General features: G+C 60.1%; 18 protein-coding genes. 3 read left to right on the top strand and 15 right to left on the bottom strand.

Annotated features, from left to right (window positions below; translation table 11 throughout):
- Positions 1 to 29: 29 nt before the first annotated feature.
- The 6 genes from A6U87_RS20260 to A6U87_RS20235 all read right to left on the bottom strand — a co-directional run bounded on the left by A6U87_RS20260 (position 30) and on the right by A6U87_RS20235 (position 7,875).
- Positions 30 to 1,133, bottom strand: coding sequence for a glycosyltransferase family 2 protein (locus A6U87_RS20260; RefSeq protein ID WP_342587906.1), 1,104 nt, complete (start codon positions 1,131 to 1,133; stop codon positions 30 to 32).
- A complete protein-coding gene (locus A6U87_RS20255) occupies positions 1,130 to 2,857 on the bottom strand; it encodes a Wzz/FepE/Etk N-terminal domain-containing protein (RefSeq protein WP_065693102.1) in 1,728 nt (575 codons plus the stop codon). Before A6U87_RS20255 ends, A6U87_RS20260 begins: the two co-directional genes overlap by 4 nt.
- The gene (locus A6U87_RS20250) at positions 2,854 to 4,896 is read right to left on the bottom strand and encodes a glycosyltransferase (RefSeq protein ID WP_065693101.1); all 2,043 of its coding nucleotides are present in this window, start codon (positions 4,894 to 4,896) and stop codon (positions 2,854 to 2,856) included. Before A6U87_RS20250 ends, A6U87_RS20255 begins: the two co-directional genes overlap by 4 nt.
- Complete coding sequence (locus A6U87_RS20245; protein ID WP_065693100.1) at positions 4,893 to 6,299, bottom strand: hypothetical protein; 1,407 nt, start codon at positions 6,297 to 6,299, stop codon at positions 4,893 to 4,895. Before A6U87_RS20245 ends, A6U87_RS20250 begins: the two co-directional genes overlap by 4 nt.
- Before the next feature lie 34 nt (positions 6,300 to 6,333).
- Positions 6,334 to 7,026, bottom strand: coding sequence for a bifunctional 2-polyprenyl-6-hydroxyphenol methylase/3-demethylubiquinol 3-O-methyltransferase UbiG (locus tag A6U87_RS20240; protein ID WP_065693373.1), 693 nt, complete (start codon positions 7,024 to 7,026; stop codon positions 6,334 to 6,336).
- A gap of 126 nt (positions 7,027 to 7,152) precedes the next feature.
- The gene (locus A6U87_RS20235) at positions 7,153 to 7,875 is read right to left on the bottom strand and encodes a sugar transferase (RefSeq protein WP_083199607.1); all 723 of its coding nucleotides are present in this window, start codon (positions 7,873 to 7,875) and stop codon (positions 7,153 to 7,155) included.
- 277 nt (positions 7,876 to 8,152) lie between these two features.
- On the opposite strand from A6U87_RS20235, the gene A6U87_RS20230 reads away from it, so the two are divergent.
- The 3 genes from A6U87_RS20230 (at position 8,153) to A6U87_RS29380 (ending at position 11,109) form a co-directional block, all read left to right on the top strand.
- Positions 8,153 to 9,262, top strand: a complete 1,110-nt coding sequence (locus A6U87_RS20230) for a glycosyltransferase (RefSeq protein WP_244499542.1) — start codon at positions 8,153 to 8,155, stop codon at positions 9,260 to 9,262.
- Positions 9,263 to 9,318: 56 nt separating this feature from the next.
- Positions 9,319 to 10,680, top strand: coding sequence for a polysaccharide biosynthesis/export family protein (locus tag A6U87_RS20225; protein WP_065693098.1), 1,362 nt, complete (start codon positions 9,319 to 9,321; stop codon positions 10,678 to 10,680).
- 243 nt (positions 10,681 to 10,923) lie between these two features.
- A complete protein-coding gene (locus tag A6U87_RS29380) occupies positions 10,924 to 11,109 on the top strand; it encodes a hypothetical protein (RefSeq protein ID WP_083199604.1) in 186 nt (61 codons plus the stop codon).
- Positions 11,110 to 11,128: 19 nt separating this feature from the next.
- Here the strand turns inward: A6U87_RS29380 and A6U87_RS20215 are convergent, their stop codons facing one another.
- The 9 genes from A6U87_RS20215 to A6U87_RS20175 form a co-directional block, all read right to left on the bottom strand.
- A complete protein-coding gene (locus A6U87_RS20215; protein WP_065693096.1) occupies positions 11,129 to 11,443 on the bottom strand; it encodes a hypothetical protein in 315 nt (104 codons plus the stop codon).
- 12 nt (positions 11,444 to 11,455) lie between these two features.
- Entirely contained in the window at positions 11,456 to 13,636 is a 2,181-nt protein-coding gene (locus A6U87_RS20210; RefSeq protein ID WP_065693095.1) for a DUF1217 domain-containing protein, read from the bottom strand.
- A 317-nt stretch (positions 13,637 to 13,953) separates the two neighbouring features.
- Entirely contained in the window at positions 13,954 to 15,399 is a 1,446-nt protein-coding gene (locus A6U87_RS20205) for an aldehyde dehydrogenase (protein WP_065693094.1), read from the bottom strand.
- A gap of 24 nt (positions 15,400 to 15,423) precedes the next feature.
- On the bottom strand, positions 15,424 to 16,209 hold the full coding sequence (locus A6U87_RS20200; protein WP_065693093.1) for a coniferyl-alcohol dehydrogenase: 786 nt from the start codon (positions 16,207 to 16,209) through the stop codon (positions 15,424 to 15,426).
- Positions 16,210 to 16,246: 37 nt separating this feature from the next.
- Positions 16,247 to 17,272: a branched-chain amino acid ABC transporter permease gene (locus A6U87_RS20195; protein WP_065693092.1), complete on the bottom strand. Its 1,026-nt coding sequence runs from the start codon at positions 17,270 to 17,272 to the stop codon at positions 16,247 to 16,249.
- The gene (locus A6U87_RS20190; protein ID WP_065693091.1) at positions 17,269 to 18,165 is read right to left on the bottom strand and encodes a branched-chain amino acid ABC transporter permease; all 897 of its coding nucleotides are present in this window, start codon (positions 18,163 to 18,165) and stop codon (positions 17,269 to 17,271) included. The genes A6U87_RS20195 and A6U87_RS20190 overlap by 4 nt, the downstream gene beginning before the upstream one ends.
- Positions 18,162 to 18,890 carry an ABC transporter ATP-binding protein gene (locus A6U87_RS20185; RefSeq protein WP_065693090.1) on the bottom strand — a complete coding sequence of 243 codons (729 nt, stop codon included), beginning with the start codon at positions 18,888 to 18,890 and terminating at the stop codon, positions 18,162 to 18,164. The genes A6U87_RS20190 and A6U87_RS20185 overlap by 4 nt, the downstream gene beginning before the upstream one ends.
- Complete coding sequence (locus A6U87_RS20180; protein WP_065693089.1) at positions 18,887 to 19,639, bottom strand: ABC transporter ATP-binding protein; 753 nt, start codon at positions 19,637 to 19,639, stop codon at positions 18,887 to 18,889. The genes A6U87_RS20185 and A6U87_RS20180 overlap by 4 nt, the downstream gene beginning before the upstream one ends.
- A gap of 8 nt (positions 19,640 to 19,647) precedes the next feature.
- Positions 19,648 to 20,961 (bottom strand): ABC transporter substrate-binding protein, encoded by a 1,314-nt coding sequence (locus A6U87_RS20175; protein WP_065693088.1) that lies wholly within the window; start codon positions 20,959 to 20,961, stop codon positions 19,648 to 19,650.
- Positions 20,962 to 20,977 lie beyond the last annotated feature (16 nt).

Below are 20,977 nucleotides of genomic sequence, written 5' to 3'. Positions count from 1 at the left end.
CGGGCGTGAGAACGCCAAGTGTGCTGCCATCAGAGAAGTGAGCGAAGCAGGCCCATGGCCGAACGTCTTCCTGACTCAAGCCGATAGCCAATTGCGCGGCGTGCGCGCTCGTTTGGCAGGGCAGTGGTGATCAGATAGTACGCTGTCAATCTAGCCTTGGTTTTCGCGGGGTAGCATTCGCTCCACAGGGCGACCAACAATCGACCAAGGTTGCCGAGGGAAACACGCTGGCCATCGACTATCGCCAGATAATAGCTGTGCTCGAGATAGTAGTAGGTTTGCTCCGGCGCCACCAGTTCTGCCGCCCGGCCTGATCTTTCCAGGATTCGGCGCAGATGATCCGTGCGATCCACGAAGCGCCTGATATCCCGGCGCAACGATTCAGCGCTGAGGGGACGTCCCAGCCCGGAGTCGTTTCGGTCATGCACGCGATAACGCCCCAACTGCTGCGAGAGTCCCACCACGTCGCCCAGGAAGGGGGCAATGAACAGAATGACGCCATCGACCGCGCGATCATAATCGACCTCTCGCAGATATTCGCAGACGTCACGCCGGAACACGTTTCCGGAGGTAGGAGGCGTTGTGTAGACCCCCGTACGCAGTACCCGGTCGGCGAGGGTCAGGCTGCTTCGGAACGTGCCGAGCGACGGGTCATTCGCATCGGTGACGTTTCCGTCACGATCAATCTGGATCAAGGGGAACTGCAGCTTAGCAACCCGCTCATCGAGTGCGGCGATGATGGTGGCAAGGGAGCCCGGGACCAGTTCGTCGTCGGCGTCGAGAAAAAGCACAAAGGGGGCCTGCGTGTGATCAAGCCCGTAGAGGCAGGCCGCGCGCTGGCCGCGATTTTCCGTCCTATAGGCGGTCACGCCTTCGCGGGTGATTGCTTCCCAGGAGTGATCCGTCGAACCGTCATCGATCACCACGAGTTCGCAATCGTCGCGCCCTTGCGAAACGACGCTACGGATCGCCCGTGACACATACGCCTCGTAATTCCAGCAGGTGATGACGACCGCAAGCTTCGGAGTCGTCACTCTGTCCTGGTGACCATTTGCCATGGTTCTCGACCTTTGGCGCGGCACCGTTCTGTAAAGAAGGCCAGCTGCCTGTCCGCCGACCGTTGCTGGTGTCATGCCTTTCTCCGATTGACTACGGTGCCGATCACATTGGCGCCGGAGCGCCGCAATTGATGAAGCATGTCATTCACCTCATCGGTCGTCGTTTTCCCGGCGGTTGCCACGATCAGCACCGCGTCAGCGTGAATCGCCAATGCCAGGGCGTCCGTCGAGTCGTGCAGAGGTGGCAAGTCGATCAAGACGTCGCCTCTGACGCGAGCGGACTCGACAATACGTGCGACACGGCGGTCTCGGAAGTCAGCAAAAAGGTTGGTCTCTGGGTTAACCGAGTGGATCGGCAATACCGTAATGCCGTCTCTGTTCGTGAAAAGGACTTGCTCGGGACGCACGTCGGCAATCAGCGCATCAGCCAACGAAACGGCAACGGAACTGTCCATCCCGCCGGCCTCATAGTCCGGACGCCCGACCTCGGACTTGAAGAGGGTAACATACCGGCCGCTTCTGTTTATCAATTGCGCAAGGCTGAGGCAGACCGTCGAGATATTGGCGCCTTCTTCCCAGCCGGCGATCGCGATCACCAGACTACGTTCGCTGCGAATGGAGGAGCAGGCGATCTCGATTGATGTTCTCAAGTCACGCATAGCGACAGCGTAGCGGCTACTGGGCTGGCTGACGACAAGTGCGGCCCGCTCGATATCCGTGCGCCAGGCTGCGCCGATCCAGCTACCGGCTTCGGGTATGGTTCCGAGGCAGGGAACGCCGGTATCACGCATCAGATCCTTGGCCGTCCGAACCTTGCGATCCAGCGCCAGGATGGTGAAGCCCCCGATCAGCCCGAGCACGCCCCCAAGCGCCATGATGAGCTTTGAACGGGGGCCAGTGGGGCTCACCGGCGGCAATGCCGCACCGATGATCCGGGCGTCGGCATCCGGCGTCGGAATGATCGGCAGCGTACCGTGCCTCATTGCATCCGTGGCTGCGTTGACCTGGGCGGCCAGAGCGTCGAGGCGCCCTTGAAGCGCTTCCGTTCCGGCTTGCGCCAATTGCGCCTTGAAGCCGACAGATTGCGAGATGTAGCCGGACAGCATTGCGTTCGCGACGCGGGCCGCGAGCACAGGGTCGGTTGCCGAGTATTCGATCTCGATGACGTAGGATTGGCCAACGCGTCGGACGTTGAGGTTCCTTATGAAGTCCTGGAATGCCGCCTGGCGGGCGCTATTTTCGGCTGGATCGTTGCTTGGCGCTGCAGGTGGCACCGAGCGCCCGGACTTGCCGATTTCCGGGACGGCGGGATTGTTCTCGGCGGGCGGTCGTTTACCGATCACGGACTGATCGAGATAGCGCTGTACCTCGGCCATCGGAGCGTCGATCATTCGTCCAGCAGCCGGCCCGAGGCTCGGTGCGTTCTCTAGGTCCAGGCTGTCGAATACTGCCGATAGAAGACGCTCCGAGCGGATGATCTGGAGCTCGCTATCGGCTCTGTTCAAGTCGAGGCTGCCCGGTACGATTGCCTCTTGGCCGGAAATCGCGGCCTGGCGTCGTGGCTCGAGCAAAAGCGTAGCCGTTGCCGAATAGGTCTGTGGAAGGGTTTTGGCATAGAGCGTTGCCAATCCTACGCCGATCGCGGTGCATAGGATCAGTTTCGTCTTGTGCTGCAGACCGAGCAGATACATCGCGCGCAGCAGAGCCACCGGACCTTCGTCGGTCTTCTCCGTAAGCGTGTCATCGAACCGCCATAGCCCGGACAAACGCTTCAGGGGCTGCGGGCTGTTATACGTCATCGCGCCTTTACCTCCGGCTGAATTGATCCCCTCTGGCTTGCTGTCGGGAGCCCTGCCGCGCGCTCGGGTTCCAGACGGCCACGAAGTACGTCGGCAATGGCAATGAGATTGCCTCGTGCCCTGCCGCGTCTGTCGACGAACGGTTCCGGCCACGCCGCTCGTCCGAAATTGCTGGCCATGTTGCAAAGGATGTGGTTCGCGACCTTCGGGATGGTCATCGTTCCCTTACGCAGCATATAGAGCGGGTTCACGACCTGCGAATACCCAAGACGGTTGCCGCTTATGCGTCCACCCTTGGTGCCCATGTGGACGCCGAAGGCAGCGGCGTCCTTGACCAGTCGCCCACCGCCCTTGGCGAGGGCAGCCGCGAAGTCGCGGTCCTCAAGCCAGCCGTAGAGGACCAGGCGTTCGTCGAAGCGGGTCGAGCCGATTGATTTTACGCGAAATGCCATGTTGCAGCCGTAGGGACTGTAGGGTTCGATCCAAGCCCAATCGGCCGCCGCTGCCTCCGCTGTCATCTGCACGGCATCGGCGAATGCGATGCCGGGGCCGTTGATGCCGTCGGCAACAACGCGGCCGGTAAAGGCGACAACGCGGCTCTCATCCCGGAAGGTGCGGGTGGCAGCGGCGATCCAGTTTCCGTCGGCAACGAAGTCGTCGTCGAAGAAAGCGACGATCTCTGTATTCTTGGGGAGATTGGCCAAGGCGGTGTTGCGCTGGGCGGCGAGGCCGGGCGGTCCGGTCAACACAGTGACGTTGGGATGGTCCGCGAGATCTCCCGCATCCTCGGGATCGACGCATGAGACGATAACGGTGTCGGGGGGCTGGGTTTGCGTTGCAAGCGTGTGCCGCACGGTTGCGCTGACAAGGGCAGGGCGTCCGCGTGTTGCCACAACGAGCGCCGTGCGCGCGCCAGTAGCTGTAACCGGTGCATGATAGATCGATCTCCGGGCCGTCGGCCGTTCAAGCAGTTCCAAATAGCCTGCGGCCGTGTTGGACCACGAGAACTGTCTGATCTGGCTGCGTCCCCGTTGCACGAGGTCGGCGCGCAGTTCCTGCGAATCCTTGAGGGTGCTGATATGCTGGACCCAGGCCACGGGGTCGGTCGGGGACGCAAGGAGAGCGGCGGTGCCGCAAACCTCCGGCATGCTGGCGCAATGGGAGGCGACGACCGGGCAGCCCCGTGCCATCGCTTCGACAATCGGCAGGCCAAATCCCTCGGTCAATGACGGAAAGGCGAGACAGAGGGCCCGGTCGAGCAGGTATGCGAGATCGTTGTCGGAAACGCGCCCGATCAGGCGGACGTTGGGCCGCGCCGCGAGTTCGCCCGGGACAAAAATTCCCGCGTCGCCGCCAACGATGATGATGTCGACCCCGATTTCATCGAGCCCCGGCGCTGCGTCGATCAGCAGGGTCAGGTTCTTGTGCCGTGCGCGTGAACCGAGAGCGAGCACGAACTGACGCTCGCTTCGACCGGATACCGTGGCAATGATCCCTGGCGCGGTCTGTGCAAGCGCAGGATCCCAGCGCAAGGCATGCTCGTGGCCGTTCGGCAGGACCGCTATGTCTTCGACAGCAATGGGAAGGTGTCTGGCGATCTGCCGGGCTGCAGCGTGGGAGACCGTGGTGATCCGGGCAGATCTCCGGGCGAGAAGCGGCTGCAGCGTGTGATAGAACGCTCTGAATGAGCGGCTGTAGCTGTCGGGAGCTGCGAAGATGTTGGCGTCATGGATGCAGACGATCTGGTCTGCCTTTAACGCCGGGGCGGTGTTGCAAAGATTGAGGAGCCTCCCTCGCCATCGGGCGGGAAGAGTGAGTTGTTCCCACGCGTGACCCGACAGGCGGCCCGAATGGCTCACAGGCATGCGGGCGAAGCCTGGATCATTTCCGCCGACGGGCGCAACGATCGTTGCCCACCCGTCCGCTTCTTCCAGCGCAGTGTTCAGAGCCCGCATGACATTCAATGCATAGCGCTGCACGCCGGTCGCATTCTGCGTTAGGAAACGGCCATTAACGGCGAATTTGGGCACGGTGCTCATGCGGTCGCTCCCAACTGCGTGGCAGCGCGCACCGCCTGGGTGCTGCGCTCGCGTTCGGGCTGGGCGCAGCAGACAGCAGCCAGCATGCAGAAGAACAGCCCCTGATCGAGCACCGGACTGACAAGCAGGTCTCCGATCATCAAGCCGAAGCACCCGTTGCGTGCGGCAAGCCGCACATCGGACGTCAGCGTTCCGGGGACGCCGCGCTTCTTGAAAAACGCGGTGTAGGCAAACGCCGCATAGAAGATCGTACCGGGAATGCCGACATTGGCGAGCAGCGCCATGACGAAACTCGATGTGCGGACGGTTCCAAGCCCAACACCAAATCCCCAGCTGTCGAAGAAGTTCTGCATGGCGATTGTATTCCACGTGCTCCGCTCAATGCCGGAATCGGACGTGGCTTTGCCCAGCACAACGATGTCCACGTAGTCATAGACGGTCTTGGATATCACGGGATCGATGGCTATCAGCAGCGCGACCGCAATCATTGCAAGAGGGACCATGATCATAGCGGCGGCGGTCACGCGGCGGATTCGCCTCCTGCCGCTAAGCGAGAACGCGGTCGCGTAAAGGATCAACAGCATGAGGGGGGCGCCGGCGACGCCTGTCGACGAAGTGGACAGAAACAGCAGCACGACGGAGGCTGCGGCGATCGAGCCCATAAGCGGCCGTTTGTAGCCGCTGAGCCAGAGCGTTCCCGAGAATGCCAGCACGCCAAGCGTCGACCTCGCGAAAGAGGAAGCCTCGGTGAAGGAGCCAACAATTCGCTTCAGGTTGCCGATCTGAGCATCGGTGTGAAGCGCATACTGGGCGTTGCGCATGAAATCGAGGAGCCATTGCGTGCCTGTGGCAAAGGTGGCCATATCGAGCACGGCAAAGACGATGTTGGCAACGCAATAGCCGATCAGCCCGGTCAGAACCGCATTGAAGCCTCGATGGGTCGACGCCACCGCCAAGGTCAACCCGAAGCAAACGAGGTTGCCGATCATATAGACGCTTTGGGTGAGGTTGCTGGAGACCGGCACGAGCGGAACGGTCGATCCTGTGTCGCCGAAGACCGTCGAGCCGAGCGCGACGATCTGCGTCACACCCGTAAGCAGGCGTGGGGCAAAGTAGGCGCTCAGCACGCCATAGGCGATCAGAAGGACGAACCAGAAGCCCGGTTCCCCGGGGCTGAGGGCGCGGATGAAGGCCCGTAACTCTTGCTTTCGGGTAATGACGCCCAATGCAAGAAAGCCGAGGAGGACATGGGCCGGCTGAATATTGGCAAAGCCGACGAACATCGCGGCCGCTGACCCCAGCACCGGTACGATCGCAAGCACGGTGACCATCGTCATGTCGCCAAGCAGTACGCAAAACAGACCAACAAGAATGGTAGCGACGCCGATGGGTTCTAGGATCATGTTGCAGCTTGTCTCCTTGCCATCGTCATGATCGTTACTCTGCCAAAACAAGGAGCGAGTAGCCGCCGAGCACCCGAACTGCCAAATCCGGGTTGATGGAGTAGAGCATCCTGCGCGGCAGACGCATCAAACGACTGCTGAGCGCCTGGTTGGGAAGCTCCAGGCGGCTGGCGGTGTAGCTGTAGTCGATCACCGAGTACCCGCAATCTCTGATGGTCGCGAGCGCCGTGTCCTTGAAGAAGTAGTGCAAGTGCCCGACATTGGCGCGCAGATTCATGATGGGCCAGCCACGCAGTATCGACTGAACCGAGAGATCGAGCGGGATGTGGAAGATGGCCTTGCGGCCGCGGGCGCGAAGCCCCTTTATGAAGGAGATGTAGTCGTCGACATGCTCGATGACGTCTGCGACCACAAGGACATCGTAGCAAGTCCGCTCTTCGCCGGCGCTAGGGCTCAGGTGAAAGGAGACACGATCTGTCTCCTTTGTCTTTGCTCTCTGGTAGGCATGAGGAGAGACCTCATAGCCAGCAAACCGAGCTGCCGGGAACGCCCGGGACAAATTCAGCAGGATCTCTCCGGTTCCGCAGCCGATTTCGCAAAGCGAATCGAATTGCAGCCCGTTCTTTCTGATGATGTTTTCGATCTGGCGGGCCTTCCAAGGGGAATCCTCTTCGTGCCAGTTCGGATTGAGCTCCGCATAATGATCGGAAAGATAGATATCCTGCAATGCTGACATCAGCGTCCTTCCATGAGGGTTTCAATGCTCGGAACGTCTGTTTACGGCGCAGTCATATTTCTGTGGCGGCAGACGGCACAGGACGTGCATCTGCCCTCGGCCCCTAGGGTCGACGTCTCAGTAGCTACCGCGGGAGGACAGCACGGCCGGTATCGTCTTGGCCATGATCACCACGTCGCCCCATAGCGTTTGCTCCGACACGTACAGGACATCGAGTTCCACACGTTTGCTGTAGCTCGTGTCGTTTCGCCCGCTCACCTGCCAAAGGCCGGTCAGTCCGGGCCGAACCCGAATATAGTCGGAAAAATGCACGCCATAGAGTTCGGCTTCGTTCGGTACAATCGGGCGAGGGCCGACAAGACTCATCTCGCCTTTGATGACGTTCAGCAGCTGTGGGATCTCATCGATGCTGTTCTTACGCAAAATCCGCCCGAAAGGTGTGACGCGGGGGTCATCCTTCAGCTTTCGTGTAGCCTTCCATTCAGCGCGGACGTCTGGATTTTCTGTCAGATGATGCGCCAGCGCCTCTTCGGCGTTGGAGACCATGGTTCTGAACTTCAAGCACGAGAACAGCACGCCATTTTTGCCGATACGCCGATGCGTGATGAAAATCGGCCGACCCTGCGTGACAAGCAGGATCACCGTCACCATCAGCAGCATTGGAGACAGTACAACCAGCGCGATGACGGCGAGGACCGCATCGACGGCGTACTTCATTCTACCCGGTGCGGTATCGGGAATTCTCGCCCTTGAACGTCCAATGTGCACCAGTTCCGTAGGCCGGCGCATCCTTGCGCCACCCAGTCCGTCAAAGTCACGTCTTAGATCAAATTCCCTCATCTGCTTGCTCCCTACTCAAGAAAGGTCAATGGGCATGTGCAGACTGCGCCGATCGGGCATGGTCGGTAAGTTAACAACTAGCGCACCGTTTGACAATGTCTTTGTTGCGCTGCAGTATTTATAGGTAGGTTACGATAATGTCTGAGTAGCATCTGGCTGAAATCGTTATTGATAAGGCCGGAGCGACTTTGGTCGATTTATGATATTCTTTGTCATATCTGATGGCCGCGTTCATTTTCTACAATCTATGCGGTTTAATATTTTCATGGAGCTTTCCATGCGTGTGGCAATCATACACTATTGGCTGGTTGGAATGCGCGGTGGAGAAAAGGTGCTGGAAGCACTTTGCAACATCTATCCGTGCGCGGATATTTACACACATGTCTATGATATAGCAGCAATTTCCGACGTGATCCGGAAGCATAAGGTCCACACGACCTTCATCGATGGACTTCCCTATTCAAAGAAGATGTACAAGAAATATCTGCCCCTGATGCCGATGGCCTTGGAGCAGATCGACCTTAATGAGTATGACCTCGTAATTAGTAGCGAGTCCGGGCCCGCCAAGGGGGTAATCCCGACGTCCACGGCCGTGCACGTGTGTTACTGTCATTCTCCGATGCGATACATCTGGAATATGTACAACAGATACTACGATAGTTCAGGGTTGATGACCCGCCTGATGATGCCGCCGCTCGCGCATTACCTGAGAACCTGGGATGTCGCGACGGCCAATCGTGTAGACGATTTCGCGGCGAATTCCGCGACGGTGGCGCAGCGGATCAAGAGCTACTATCGCAGGGACGCCGAGGTTATCCATCCGCCGGTTGATACGGCTGCCTTCCGGCCGGTCGCGGCCTCCGAACTCGGCGACTACCATCTGATGGTCGGAGAATTGGTAGGCTACAAGCGACCTGATCTGGCGGTGGAGGCCTTCAACCGCATGAAGGCGAAGCTCCTGGTGATCGGCGGCGGCGAGATGCTCGACCATCTTCGCAAGATCGCCGGGCCCACAGTGACGATCCTGGGGCCTCAGCCCTTTGACGTCCTCAAGCATCACTATGCACGGTGCAAGGCGCTCATCTTTCCGGGGGAGGAAGACTTCGGTATCGTGCCGGTGGAAGCGATGGCGAGCGGACGCCCCGTGATAGCATTTGGCCGCGGCGGAGCGACCGAAACCGTGGTGCGCGACAGGACCGGCGTGTTCTTCGGCACGCAGACGGTCGAAGCGCTGATCGACGCGGTTGAACGCCTGGAGCGGATCGATTTCGATCCGGCGGATGCGGTCGCGCGCGCCGGAGAGTTCCGAACGGAGATCTTCATGGAGAAGTTCAAGTCTTTCGTCGTCAGGTCGACAGCCAGTCGGGCCCAAGTTGGTGTAGCCTAGCAAGGGCTGAGAAGCATTGTTTCGATCACCGCGCTGGTATTTGGTAGGAGTGAAACATGACCCATAAAGTTTCTTCCACGAGCAGGCAGATGTGGCAAAGAACAATTGGTGGTGCCGATAGACAGCGAGCCTGGGTGGCTTGCCTTTTCCTTTTTCTGACCACGTTCATCGCACTGTGCTTCAGCACCTCGGCGAGAGCGGAGGACTACATCCTCGGCCCCCAGGACACTTTGAAAATTCGCGTCTACGAATGGCGGCCGGTCACGGGAACAGCCTATGAATGGGTGCCGCTGAACGGTGACTTTGCCATTTCCGCAGCCGGGAACCTGTCGCTTCCCATCATCGGCACCGTGCCTGCTGCCGGAATGACGCTGGAACAGGTCGCCAACTCGATCGGCGAGCGACTGCAAGCACAGGTCGGGCTGCAGAAGCGCCCCAACGCTTCGGTTGAGGTTTCCGAGTACCGGCCCTTCTTCGTCACTGGCCTTGTCTCGAAGCCGGGAAAATACAGCTATAGTCCCGGTCTGACGATTGTTCAGGCGCTAAGCATGGCTGGCGGTATGTTCGGCCCGGTCGACGCGAGCTCGTTCACCTTGCAGCATGATGCGCTGGTCAGCCGCGGGGATCTGCGTACGCTTCAGGTGGAACGGCTCGGGCTCCTTGCCCGGCAAGGCCGGTTGGATGCGATTACCCATAATCAACCCTCGATCACGTTCCCAGAGGAGCTGACGAAGAGGGCGGGGCAGTCCGTCGTCGATCGCATGATGCGCGAGGAGCAAGACCTGTTCGATACACGTCAGCAATCGATGAGCGCCGAATTCGATGCGCTCAACCAGGCGAAGGTGCTGGCCACGAATGAGATCGAGACCCTGAAAGCCAAGTCGGCGTCGTTGGCGAAGCAGATTGATCTTGCCAACAAGGACGTCGGTGCCGTCAGCAAGCTGATCGCCCAGGGGTTGACCGTATCGTCTCGCCAGCTCACCTCGAGCCAGAATCTGGCGGATCTGGAAAGCCGAAATCTTGACGTCTCTCTGGCCATTCTCAGGGCGCAGCAGGATATTGCCAAGGTGGCTCGAGACACCGCGGATGTGCGCAACCGATACCGTGTCGATGCCCTGACCGAGGCCGCACAGGTGCGCGACCAGCTGGCGGCGAACGCAGAGAAGGCCGAAACGGCGCGAACCCTGCTTCAGAATATCGAGATCCGCTCGCCGGTCGCTGCCAATGTAGCCGCCGATGACGGCCCCGGGTCGTTCGTGACGACGGTCGACCGCACCGCCAAGGGTGCGACACACACGATTCCTGCGAAAGACAATGACCCGGTTTTCCCGGGAGATGTCATTCGTGTTGAAAGATGGCAAGGAGCGCCCGGTACGCCGGCAGCCGACGATGGCTTCAAACCGTCGGCCTCCCCGTGACGCTTGTGCGTTGCCGGAGGTGGCGGTCGAGTTGGTGAAAAGGGAGGTCGAAATATGACCACCTTGTTCGGGCGTGGAAATAGGCGATAAGGTTGGGGTGTTGATTCCAGACGATCCGCTGGGAGCCGAAGTTTAATGCCGTGGAGTCTTTTAGTTCTGTTTTTAGTCGGCGCCGTGTGCGCCGTCCGATTGCCGATTTTGCATTTTACACTCGTGGTCGTAATCGTGATTGCCGGATACGCGTTGGCGAGTATCGGCTCGGCAAAATCGGGTATCGAGGTCTTCGTGTGGTCCGCGCTTTACGCGGGCGCACTTGAAGGCGGCTATATTCTTGCCAACTGCCTGTTTTATCTCGTTTTCGTGAAATTCTTCGCGCGCAAGTACAAGCGGCCGCCCTCCAATCTCAATTCCAAATACTCGCAGGATTAAGCGTGCGGGCACGATAGCTTCAGTGAATCCGTGAAGAGGGGATGGTGTCGCGCAGAAACGGGGCGACCTTCGCGGATAGTTCGGACATATCAATGGAAGCGTCGGCCAGGAGGCAGGTGGCGATCGCCTCGCACAGCAACTCGACCTCAGGAGGGATTCCGGTGATTTCGTCGCCGGCGGGGCCATAGACGCCGCTGCGCGGCCAAGCGCGCTTCTGCTCCTCACAGAGTTTGACTCCAGAAAACGGCAGAAGATCCACCAGATCGGCCGCAAGCTTCAAAGCCTGCTCCAGATCTTCTTCCGGTACCGTCAACGAACTGATCCAGCCACTCATCGCTGCGCTCTCCTAGCCGCTCTTCAACTGCGCGACGGCGAGCAGGGTATCTGCACTGATCGAGGTCGAGCCGCTGAGAATGCTGAGGGCGCTGGAATCGGTGGTTCCGTTCGCAACGTCGTACATCGCCGTAAAGCGCTGGATCAGGTTTTCGACCTTGTCCGGGTCGCCGAGATCCTCCAGATCGATGAAGTTCGTGACCATCTCGGCCTGCTTGTCGACATCCATGTTCGACACGTAGCTTGAGAGATTGAACGTCGTCGTGAAGAATTCGAACAGCGCGCTGTCGCCCAGAATGTCGTAGGCGCTCGAGATCGTCGGCGCCATGCGCTCGAAGTAGAGCGCCAAGCGTACGCCCGTGTTGCTGTCGCCCTCGTTGCTCTCCAGCGTCTGGCGGACGTAATTGTTGACCGTATCGATTACATCGCCGCGTTGCTGGACGGTGCCGACGGGGTCTGCCGACAGATTGCCGTCCGTATCGAAGTTGAAGGAAGCAACGATCGATGCGAAGCGGGTGTCAGACTGCTGATTGACGTAGCTGTCCGGATCGTCGGGGTCCGACTCAAACATCTTCTTCAGCTCGCTTGAGGTGACGTCGTCGGGATCGATGCCTTTGGCTTCAAGCATCAGATTGACCAGGCGGTCGTCGGCCAGCAGTTCGGAGACGCTGCTGATCGTACCCATCTGCGTATTGAAATAGGTCATTTCGGTATCTGCGGCGCTGGATGCATCGGTCTTTTCAGTGCCCGTCAGATACCTGATCTTGTTTTCCTTGTAGTCGGCAACGAAGTCGTCGACGACCGACTGCGACATTGCCTGAAGAGGCACAGTGGTATTGCCGTCGGCATCGAAGCTGAAGGCGGCGCGCAGCGACGTGAACCTGCTGTCATTGAGCTTGTTGACGTAGCTGTCCGGGTCGTCCGGGTCGCTTTCCAGTATCTTTCGGAATTCGCTCTTCGTGACCTCGTCCGATCCGATGCCAAACGAGCGCAGAGCCATCTGCCACAATTCGGCGTCGTCATCGTTGCTGTCGTCATCGTCGTCGGCATTCGACTTCAGGAAGTCGTCGATGCTCGTCACATCCGCGAGGCGGGTCTTGTAGTTCGCGACCGAGTCTTCGATCCAGGTGTCGACGCTGGCCGACGAGTAGTTCGTGGAGAATGCCTCGGTCGTTGCCGTGGTCTGGTCGCTAGTCTGCGCCGAGACGCCATCTGCCAGCGTGCCGTCGGACTCGAAGTTGAACGCGTCGTGAAGATCGCCATAGCCGATCGCGGTTGCGAGCGTCGAGCTTTTCAAGGAGGCGGAGATGTAGTTGTCGGGCTCTGAATCGCTGAGGCCATAGGCCGACCGGATATAGGCAACGAGCTTGTCATCCGCCATCAACTGGTCGACCGTCGTTATGTTGCCGATGGTTGCCGAGAAGTAGGCCGAATAGGCATCTTCGACCTGAGACGAGGCGAAGGTCGATTGTGAAATGGTGTAGGCGCTCTCGACATAGGCCTTCTGGTCGTCGGTCTGCAGCGGGTCGCTGACACTGCCGTCGGTGTTGAAATTGAACGCCTTGGCAAGGTTGAGGTAGACGTCGTCGTCAAGCTGATTGACGAAACTATCGGGATCATCGACGTCGCTGGTCAGGACATTGCGCAGGAAACTGGTGGACGTGTAGTCGGTGCTCAAGCCGAAAGCATTCAGGACATAGTTTCGCAGGCGTGAGCTGCCGAGCAGGCTGTCGACTGATGTGATGTTGTTGATCGCGCCGTCGTAATAGTCCGTTTCCGTGGTGATATCGGCGGTCTCATCGTCGAAGGAGCTCTGGTAATTGTCGAGAAGCGTGCTTTCCTGGCTGCTCGTTTGAGCGGCCGCATCCTCGCCAACGAACTTGAAGGCGGCGGCGAAGTCCGTGTAACGATTGTCGCTCAATGAGTTGGCGAAGCTTGATGAGTCGCTGAGGTCGCTTTCAAGTACCTTCTTCATGAAGGCCTTTGCGTATGTCATGTCCTCCAGGCCGTATGCCTTCATGGCATAGGAATAGAGGCGGTAGTCGCTCATGAAGTCATCGACGCTCGTAACCTTGCCGATGTTCTCTTTATAGTACGCCGTTTCGGTCGCGACCGATCCTTGCGATGCGGTCCTCGAGAGGGTTTTGCCGAGATTGTTGGTAATCGTCAGATAACTGAGATACGTGGAAACCATAAACACTGCCCCTATGCGCAGGAGTCAAACGGCAAAGTGCGACCGTTCGCCGCCAAGGCGACGTCGTGCAGATCAACAGTATGACTTTCCGCATGCCCCGATATCGGTCGGCGACCCCAATTCAGCCGAGAGTGTGCTTGGGGACGAGACAAAAGCCCCAACGACGACTCACCCGTAATCATTACGGAACCGAATAGTTCTATAAATGATTCCGAGGTGAAAACCCAAGCGGTTTTTTATGGCGGAGGCATAAACGGAGATCCGGGCATCTCGTGCCCGGATCTCTTCGCATTGGCAAGGGTTGGCGGCGTCTAGGCTCAAAATGGGTAGTGTTGGCCCGGGTCTTCGATCGTGATCCAGCGGAGATCGGTGAACTCCGCGACGGCGGCCTTGCCGCCGGACCGGCCATAGCCGCTGCCCTTGACGCCGCCAAACGGCATCTGTGCTTCGTCGTTCAGCGTCGGGCCGTTGATGTGGCAGATGCCGGATTCTATCTGGGCCGCGACCGCCATTGCGCGCTGAACGTCACGACTGAACACCGCCGCGGACAAGCCGTATTCGGTATCGTTGGCAATGCGGATCGCTTCGTCCTCATCGGCAACACGAATGATCGGCTTGACCGGACCAAAGGATTCTTCGCCATACACGCGCATGTCCGCAGTGACGTGATCGAGGAGGGTTGCCTCCACGACAGTCCCGGTGCGTTTTCCGCCGGCGACAAGCTTGGCGCCCTTTGCCAGCGCATCGGCGATCAGGTCATCCATCTTCTTTGCGGCCTCGAGGCTGATCAGCGATCCCAGCACGACATGCCCGCGAGGATCGCCCGCCGGCAGTTGCTGTGCCCGGGCGGCGAGCTTCTCCACGAAAACGTCGGCGATCGCATGATGGACGATGATGCGTTCGGTGGACATGCAGATCTGGCCCTGGTGCATGAAGGCGCCGAAGATCGCCGCGTTGACGGCGCCGTCGATATCTGCGTCATCAAGGATGACAAGCGGTGCTTTGCCGCCCAGTTCCAGCAATGCCGGCTTCAGGTGCCGGCCGCACAGTTCGCCAATGATCTTGCCGACCTTGGTCGAGCCCGTGAAGTTCACACGACGAACGGCAGGTGCTGCGATCAATGCGGCAACGACGGCCGATGCATCTTCCGGTGCATTGGTGATGACATTGATGACACCGGCCGGCAGACCGGCCTCCACCAGCGCAGTAGCAATCAGCCGGTGCGTGCCCGGGCACTGTTCCGAGGCTTTCAAAATGACGGTGTTACCGCAGGCTATCGGCATTGCGATCGCGCGGGTGGCGAGAATAACGGGCGCGTTCCATGGGGCAATCGCCAGGCAGACGCCAGCCGCCTGGCGCACACCCATTGCCAGTGTCCCCGGCTTTTCAGAGGGAATGACCTCACCCGAAATCTGGGTGGTCATCGAACCGGCCTCGCGCAGGATGTTGGCTGCGAGCATGACATTGAAGCCTGCCCAGGGTGCGGTTGCACCGGTCTCCTCTATCATCAGGCGCGTGAATTCCGCCGCCTTCGAATCTATGATGTCTGCCGCCTTGAGCAGAATGGCGCGGCGATGCCCAGGACCGGTTTTCGACCAGGCGGGAAAGGCGGAGGAGGCGGCATCGATTGCCGCTGCAACGTCGTCAAGGCTAGCAGCGGGCGCACGGCTGGCGACCTTTTCGGTGAAGGGATCGATGCGATCATAGGTCCGGCCGGTCGATGACGGGCGGTCCTCGCCGTCGATGAGAAGGGCAATGTCCATGTCAGGTCTCCTGATGCGAAGATGTTAGAAGCCGAGAACTTCGGCGTTGATGGAGGCTTCGAGGCCGCCGTCTGTGGCAAGGTTGGCGCCGTTTATCCAGCGGGCTCCGTCCGAGCACAGAAAGAGGATGGCCGGTGCGATGTCGGCAGCCGTTCCCGCGCGGCCGACGCGCGTGATGTCGCTGTCGACACGGGCATCGCCGAGAACGGTGCGGAATTGCTGCAGAATAGGAGTCTCGACCGGCCCGGGGCTGACCGCGTTGACCCGGATGCCACGATCCTTGAACAGGGGCTGGTGAGCAGCGCGCATTGTCCAGAGCAACAGAAGCTCCTTCGACAGCGGATAACCCTCTTCATTCTTGAGACCATGCTCGGCGGCGAGCTTCTCGACATCGGGAAAGCCCTCCACTGAGGTCAGGCGCTTTGCCCTATCGAGGTTCGCTCGCCAGCCATATCCTGCGATCGAGGCGACGTTGATGATCGCGCCGCCTTCACGCAGACGCGGTGCGACGGCCTCGGACAGCGCTCTGAGCCCGAAGAAATTCACGGCAAGGGTTTGTGCTATGCCGGTATTGCCGGAAAGACCCGCTACGTTCGCAAGCGCGTCAAGCCGCTTCGGCAGGCGGCGCGCGATCTCGGCGACACCGTCAGCCGAGGAAATGTCACCTTGGATGAATGACGCCAGGTGTTGCGAGGGCGCGCGCACGTCCACGCCGATGACTTCCGCGCCGAGTTGGGCTGCGAGCTCGGCGGTCCTTGCCCCGATCCCCGACGCGACGCCAGTGATCAGAATTGTCTTCCCAAAAAGCATTGACTTCACCTTTCCCGATAGTCCGCGGTTCGCGAGCCTATCGATCTTCTTGTTTGACGAGGTTGGCGGGTAGTTTGAGCCGGTAGCCGACAGGCAGTAGCCGGACATCGGACCGTTGTTCGATTGCGCCCCAAAGACCCGAGGGTAGGTAGAGCGAAAACAGCACTGCCGTCGCGCCGAGGCCGATCAGGTACCAGACACCGAGATTGCCGAAATAGGTCTCGATGACGAAGAACAGCACCGCACCGAGGATCGCTCCTTCGAACTTGCCGATGCCACCGACCAGGACCATGAAGATCATGTAGGCCGTCCACTGGATGCTGAAGTAAGTCTTGGGCTGGAACGTCGTCGCCGTTGCAAGCCAGAGGCCGCCGGCGACCGCAACACCGAACGCAGCAAGAACGAAGAGCAGACGTTTCGTCGCCATGACCTTGACGCCAACCGACATGGCCGCATCCTCGTTGTCTCGGATGGCCTGGATGGCCGCTCCCGCCCGGCTTCGCAATACCGCGAATAGCAGGCCGAGGAGACCGGCCATCGCCACGAGCGCCATCCAGTAGATCGTCGCGCGTCGCGTCTGGCTATCGTAGACGTTGAGCGAAATCAGCGAGGTCCCGGTCTCGCCCTGGATGAGCTGGTCGAGATTGACAAGCAGGTGAACGATCTCCGTCACCACCCACATGCCGATTGCAAACTCGCCGCCCTTCAGGCGCAGCATGAAAAACGACAGCGGGATCGACAGAAGAGCGGTGATGAATGCTGCGACGACGAGCGAGACGAAAGGATTGAGGCCGGCATCCGCAAGCCGCACCGTAAAGTACGCGCCAAGCCCAAAGAACACCTGCTGGCCGACAGAGACGAGGCCGCCATAGCCCGCCAGAGCGTTCCACATGGCAGCAAGGATCACGTAGATGAACAAGGCCGTCATGCGATCGACGGCGCCAGCGCCCATCCACACCGGCGCAGTCGCAAACAATGCAAGAAGGAGAACGCCGCCGAGCACGGCAAGGCGCGAGGATCGGGTCCAGCGTTCGACGGAAAAGTCTTTCGGAACATAGGTCATGCGGGGCTCCGGACGGTCGTGCGGGTCTTACCGACAAGGGCGCCGCGCAGCGGGAACAGCCGGGCAAAGAGTACCAGCAGGAATACAAGGTGGCCGCCAATCAGGAAACCTTGCGGATGAAGCTGGGCACCGAGCGATTGCGCGAGGCCGAGGACGATGCCGCCAGCCAGTGTACCCCAAAGTGAACCAGCGCCTCCGATGACTGCCGCTTCGAAAGCGAAGAGCAGTTGAGGGCCGCCCGAGTAGGGGTCGAACGTCGCCCGCATGGCGAGGAAGGCCCCCGCAATGCCGACCGTCACCATGGCGATGGCGGTGGCAACGGCGTTGATCTTGCGCGCATCGATGCCGACGAGACCGGCCGTGTCCGGGTCCTCGGCCGTGGCTCGAATGGCCCTGCCCAACGCGAAACGGCTGAGGAACAGCTGGAGACCACCGAGAATGGCGACAGCCGCCACCATCATGATCACCGAAAGTTTGCCGACATAGATTTCACCGGGCAGCTCCCAGGAATCATAGGAGAGATCGCCGAGGAAAGGTGCCAGCGATCGCGTGTCGGCACCAAAGTGCTGGAAGAGCAGGTTGTCGATGATGATCGACAGCCCGAACGTCGTCAGGATCGGAAGAAGTGCGCTTCCACGTGCACTGCGCTCAAGAATGAAGCGCTGCAGGGCCCATCCGATGGCGGCCATGATCGGCAACACGACCGCCAGCCCGGCAATTGGCGAGACGCCAAATTTGTCGGCGAGCAGCCAGAGACCATAGGCGGCAGCGACCGCCAGGCTGCCATGAGCCAGATTGATGATCCGCATCACCGAGAACATGAAGGAGAGGCCGCAGGCGATCACGGCGTAATAGCCGCCCAGAAGAATGCCCTGAATAAGACTGTCCATCATTGTGCCACCCTCCCGCTGTCGCTGCGGTGCAGCCCGAAGTAGGCTTGCGTGATCTGTTCGCGTGAAGCCACCGAGGCAGGGCTGTCGAGCGCGATCTTGCCCTCCAACATGCAGATGACGTGGCTCGCCACGCTCATCGCCCGCCCAAGGTCCTGCTCGACCAGGATGATCGTCGTTCCGGATGTCAGAAGCTTCTGCAGCTGGGCGTAGACGCGATCGACAACCAGCGGCGACAGGCCGAGGGATACCTCGTCGAGAAGCAGGACGTCGGGATTGCTCATCAACGCGCGTCCAATCGCTGTTGCCTGCTGTTCTCCGCCGGAGAGATGGCCCGTCTTTGCGTGGCGACGCGGTACGAGGTTCGGGAACGCGTCGAAGACCCGGTCCACAGTCCATTCGCCCTTGCGGCCCGATGTCCTGCCGAGCAGCAGGTTTTCTTCGACAGTCATCTGTGAAAAGAGCCGGCGACCTTCCGGTACCAGTGCGACGCCCATCGCAATCCGCTTGTGCGAGGGAACGTGCGTGAGGTCCTTGCCTTCAAGGAGGATTTTGCCGGAGGCGGGCAGATGTGCGCCTGCGATCGACCTCAACAATGTCGTCTTGCCGGCCCCATTCGCGCCGACGAGAGCGAGAACGTCGCCTTTTTCGACCTCGAAGCTGACACCACGCACGGCCTTCAGCAAGCCATGGCGGACTTCGAGGTTCTGAATTGAGAGCATGCTCATAGGGGCGATCTCCCAAGATAGGCTTTCATCACCTGCTCGTCGCTCATCACCGCCTTTGGGTCGCCGTCGGCGATAATGCGGCCGGCGTCCATGCAGATGAGGCGGTCGGCGACCTGGAGAAGGATGTGCACAATGTGCTCGATCCAGACGATGCCGATGTTTCGGCGTCGAAGTTCCTGGATCGTTGCGACAAGCTCGCTCGCTTCGCTGTCGGTGAGCCCGCCACCGATTTCGTCGAGAAGCATCAGTTTCGGATTGGTTGCCAGCGCCCGGGCAAGCTCGAGGCGCTTACGGTCGAGCAGACCAAGCGTGTCTGCCTGGCGGTTGGCGACCTGAAGCATTCCACAAAGAGAAAGAGAATCAACGACGCGGTCGTAGGTTTCGTCGCGAGGAGAAAGTTCTCCATGAGCGGCGGCTACAAACACGTTTTCGAAGACCGTCATGCCGCTGAATGGCTTCGGAACCTGGTGCGTGCGCACCAAGCCGGCCTTGCAGCGGTCGGCGGCCGTGATCGCTGTAACGTCGTGGCCCGCGAAGGAGATGGCACCGCTGGTTGGCGCGAATGCACCGGCCAGTATGCTCAAAAGTGTCGTTTTGCCGGCGCCGTTGGGGCCGACGATGCCGACCGCGTCGTTGACACCCATGGTGAAATCCAGATCTTCGATCACGACAAGCGCGCCGAAGCTCTTGCTGATGCCCTTGGCCGAGAGAAACTCTCCTCTCGGCCCCTTTTGAAATTGCTGGTGCACTGGCCCGCTCACCCGTTGTAGGGGATGAGTTTGCCGCTGGCCGGAACGTTCGGATCAGTGACATTCTCGGTGACGACATAGTCGAGCGCGAACTTCGAGCCTTCGGGCGCCTTTACCCACTGCGTGCCGATGATCGGTCCGGGCGAGACGTTTGCAACCGGTCCGGAGGTGAAATCCACCTTGCCGGCGATGGTCGTGGTCTTCAGCGTGCTGAGCGCCTTGGCCACCGCTTCCTTGCTCTTCACATCGGTGCTGGCCTTGAGCGCGTCGAAGCCCGCGTCGAGCAGTGACAGGCTGGCGCCAAGCTGCTGTGTCCATTGCTTGCCGCTCGTCGCCTCATAGCCATCGGCCAACTCCGTTCCGGAGACGCCCGTAAGGGTCGACTTGTAAGGAAACGCCTTGTGCCAGTAAGCGGCGCTGCTCACGTTCACGCCGAGCTTGCCGAGTGCCTCGATATCGGACGGGAAGAGACCAGTCTTGGCGACCTGGCAGATCTTGATCTTGCGAGTTAGCCCCTGCTGGGCGGCCTGGCGCCAGAATGCTGCGAAGTCGGGCGGAATCGGAAAGCTGCTGAAGATCTCGACGCCCTCGCGCTTGAACAGCGCGATCTGGGCGGAGTAGTCGCTGGTGCCGTTCTCATAGGGACCCGGGTCCACGATGGTGAAGCCGTCCTTCGCCAGCAGTGGCGCCAGATTGGCGCGGATGGCGTTCCCGTCTGCATCGTTGGGATACATGACGCCGACCTTCTTGTTGGTCTTGATCAGATTCCATTGCGACACATAGGTCTTGTGGAATTCGCCGACGCCGAAGCCGAAGTGATAGGTCCACTTGAACGGCGAGGGGGCGCCGGGCTTTGCGCCGCGGCCGAAATACCAAGCTTCCCAGGGCATCACTGTCGAAAGGCAGGGCACGCCTGCGGCTTCACAGGCGTCGGCTACCGGGTTGATCGTCTCGGGGGTCGAGACCGCGAGCATCAGGTCGATGCCGCGATTGTTGATCAGGTCCTTGGCAAGCTGGCCGGCGCGGGACGGATCCGATTGCGTGTCCTGGTCGATGATTTCGACCTTCCATGTCTTGCCGCCGGCCTGCAGACCGCCAGCCAGTGCCTTCCTTGCGAGGTCCAGCACGTAGCCGTCGGTCTGGCCGAAGCCGGCGAGCGGCCCGGTGCGCGGGCTGATGAAGCCAACCTTGATCGTGTCGTCGGCCTGGGCCAGCGCCGATCTGCTGCCGATGGCAAGCGTCATGCCGCCGGCTGCGGTGGCGGCCATGAAGCCGCGCCGTGTGAACGGCATCGAATTCGTTTCCTTATGGTCTTTCGTCATGGTTCACTCCTCCCAG

Origin of the sequence: Rhizobium sp. AC44/96 (assembly GCF_001692185.1) — a bacterium.
Taxonomy (GTDB): domain Bacteria; phylum Pseudomonadota; class Alphaproteobacteria; order Rhizobiales; family Rhizobiaceae; genus Rhizobium.
This window is presented reverse-complemented; position numbering and strand designations above follow the sequence as displayed.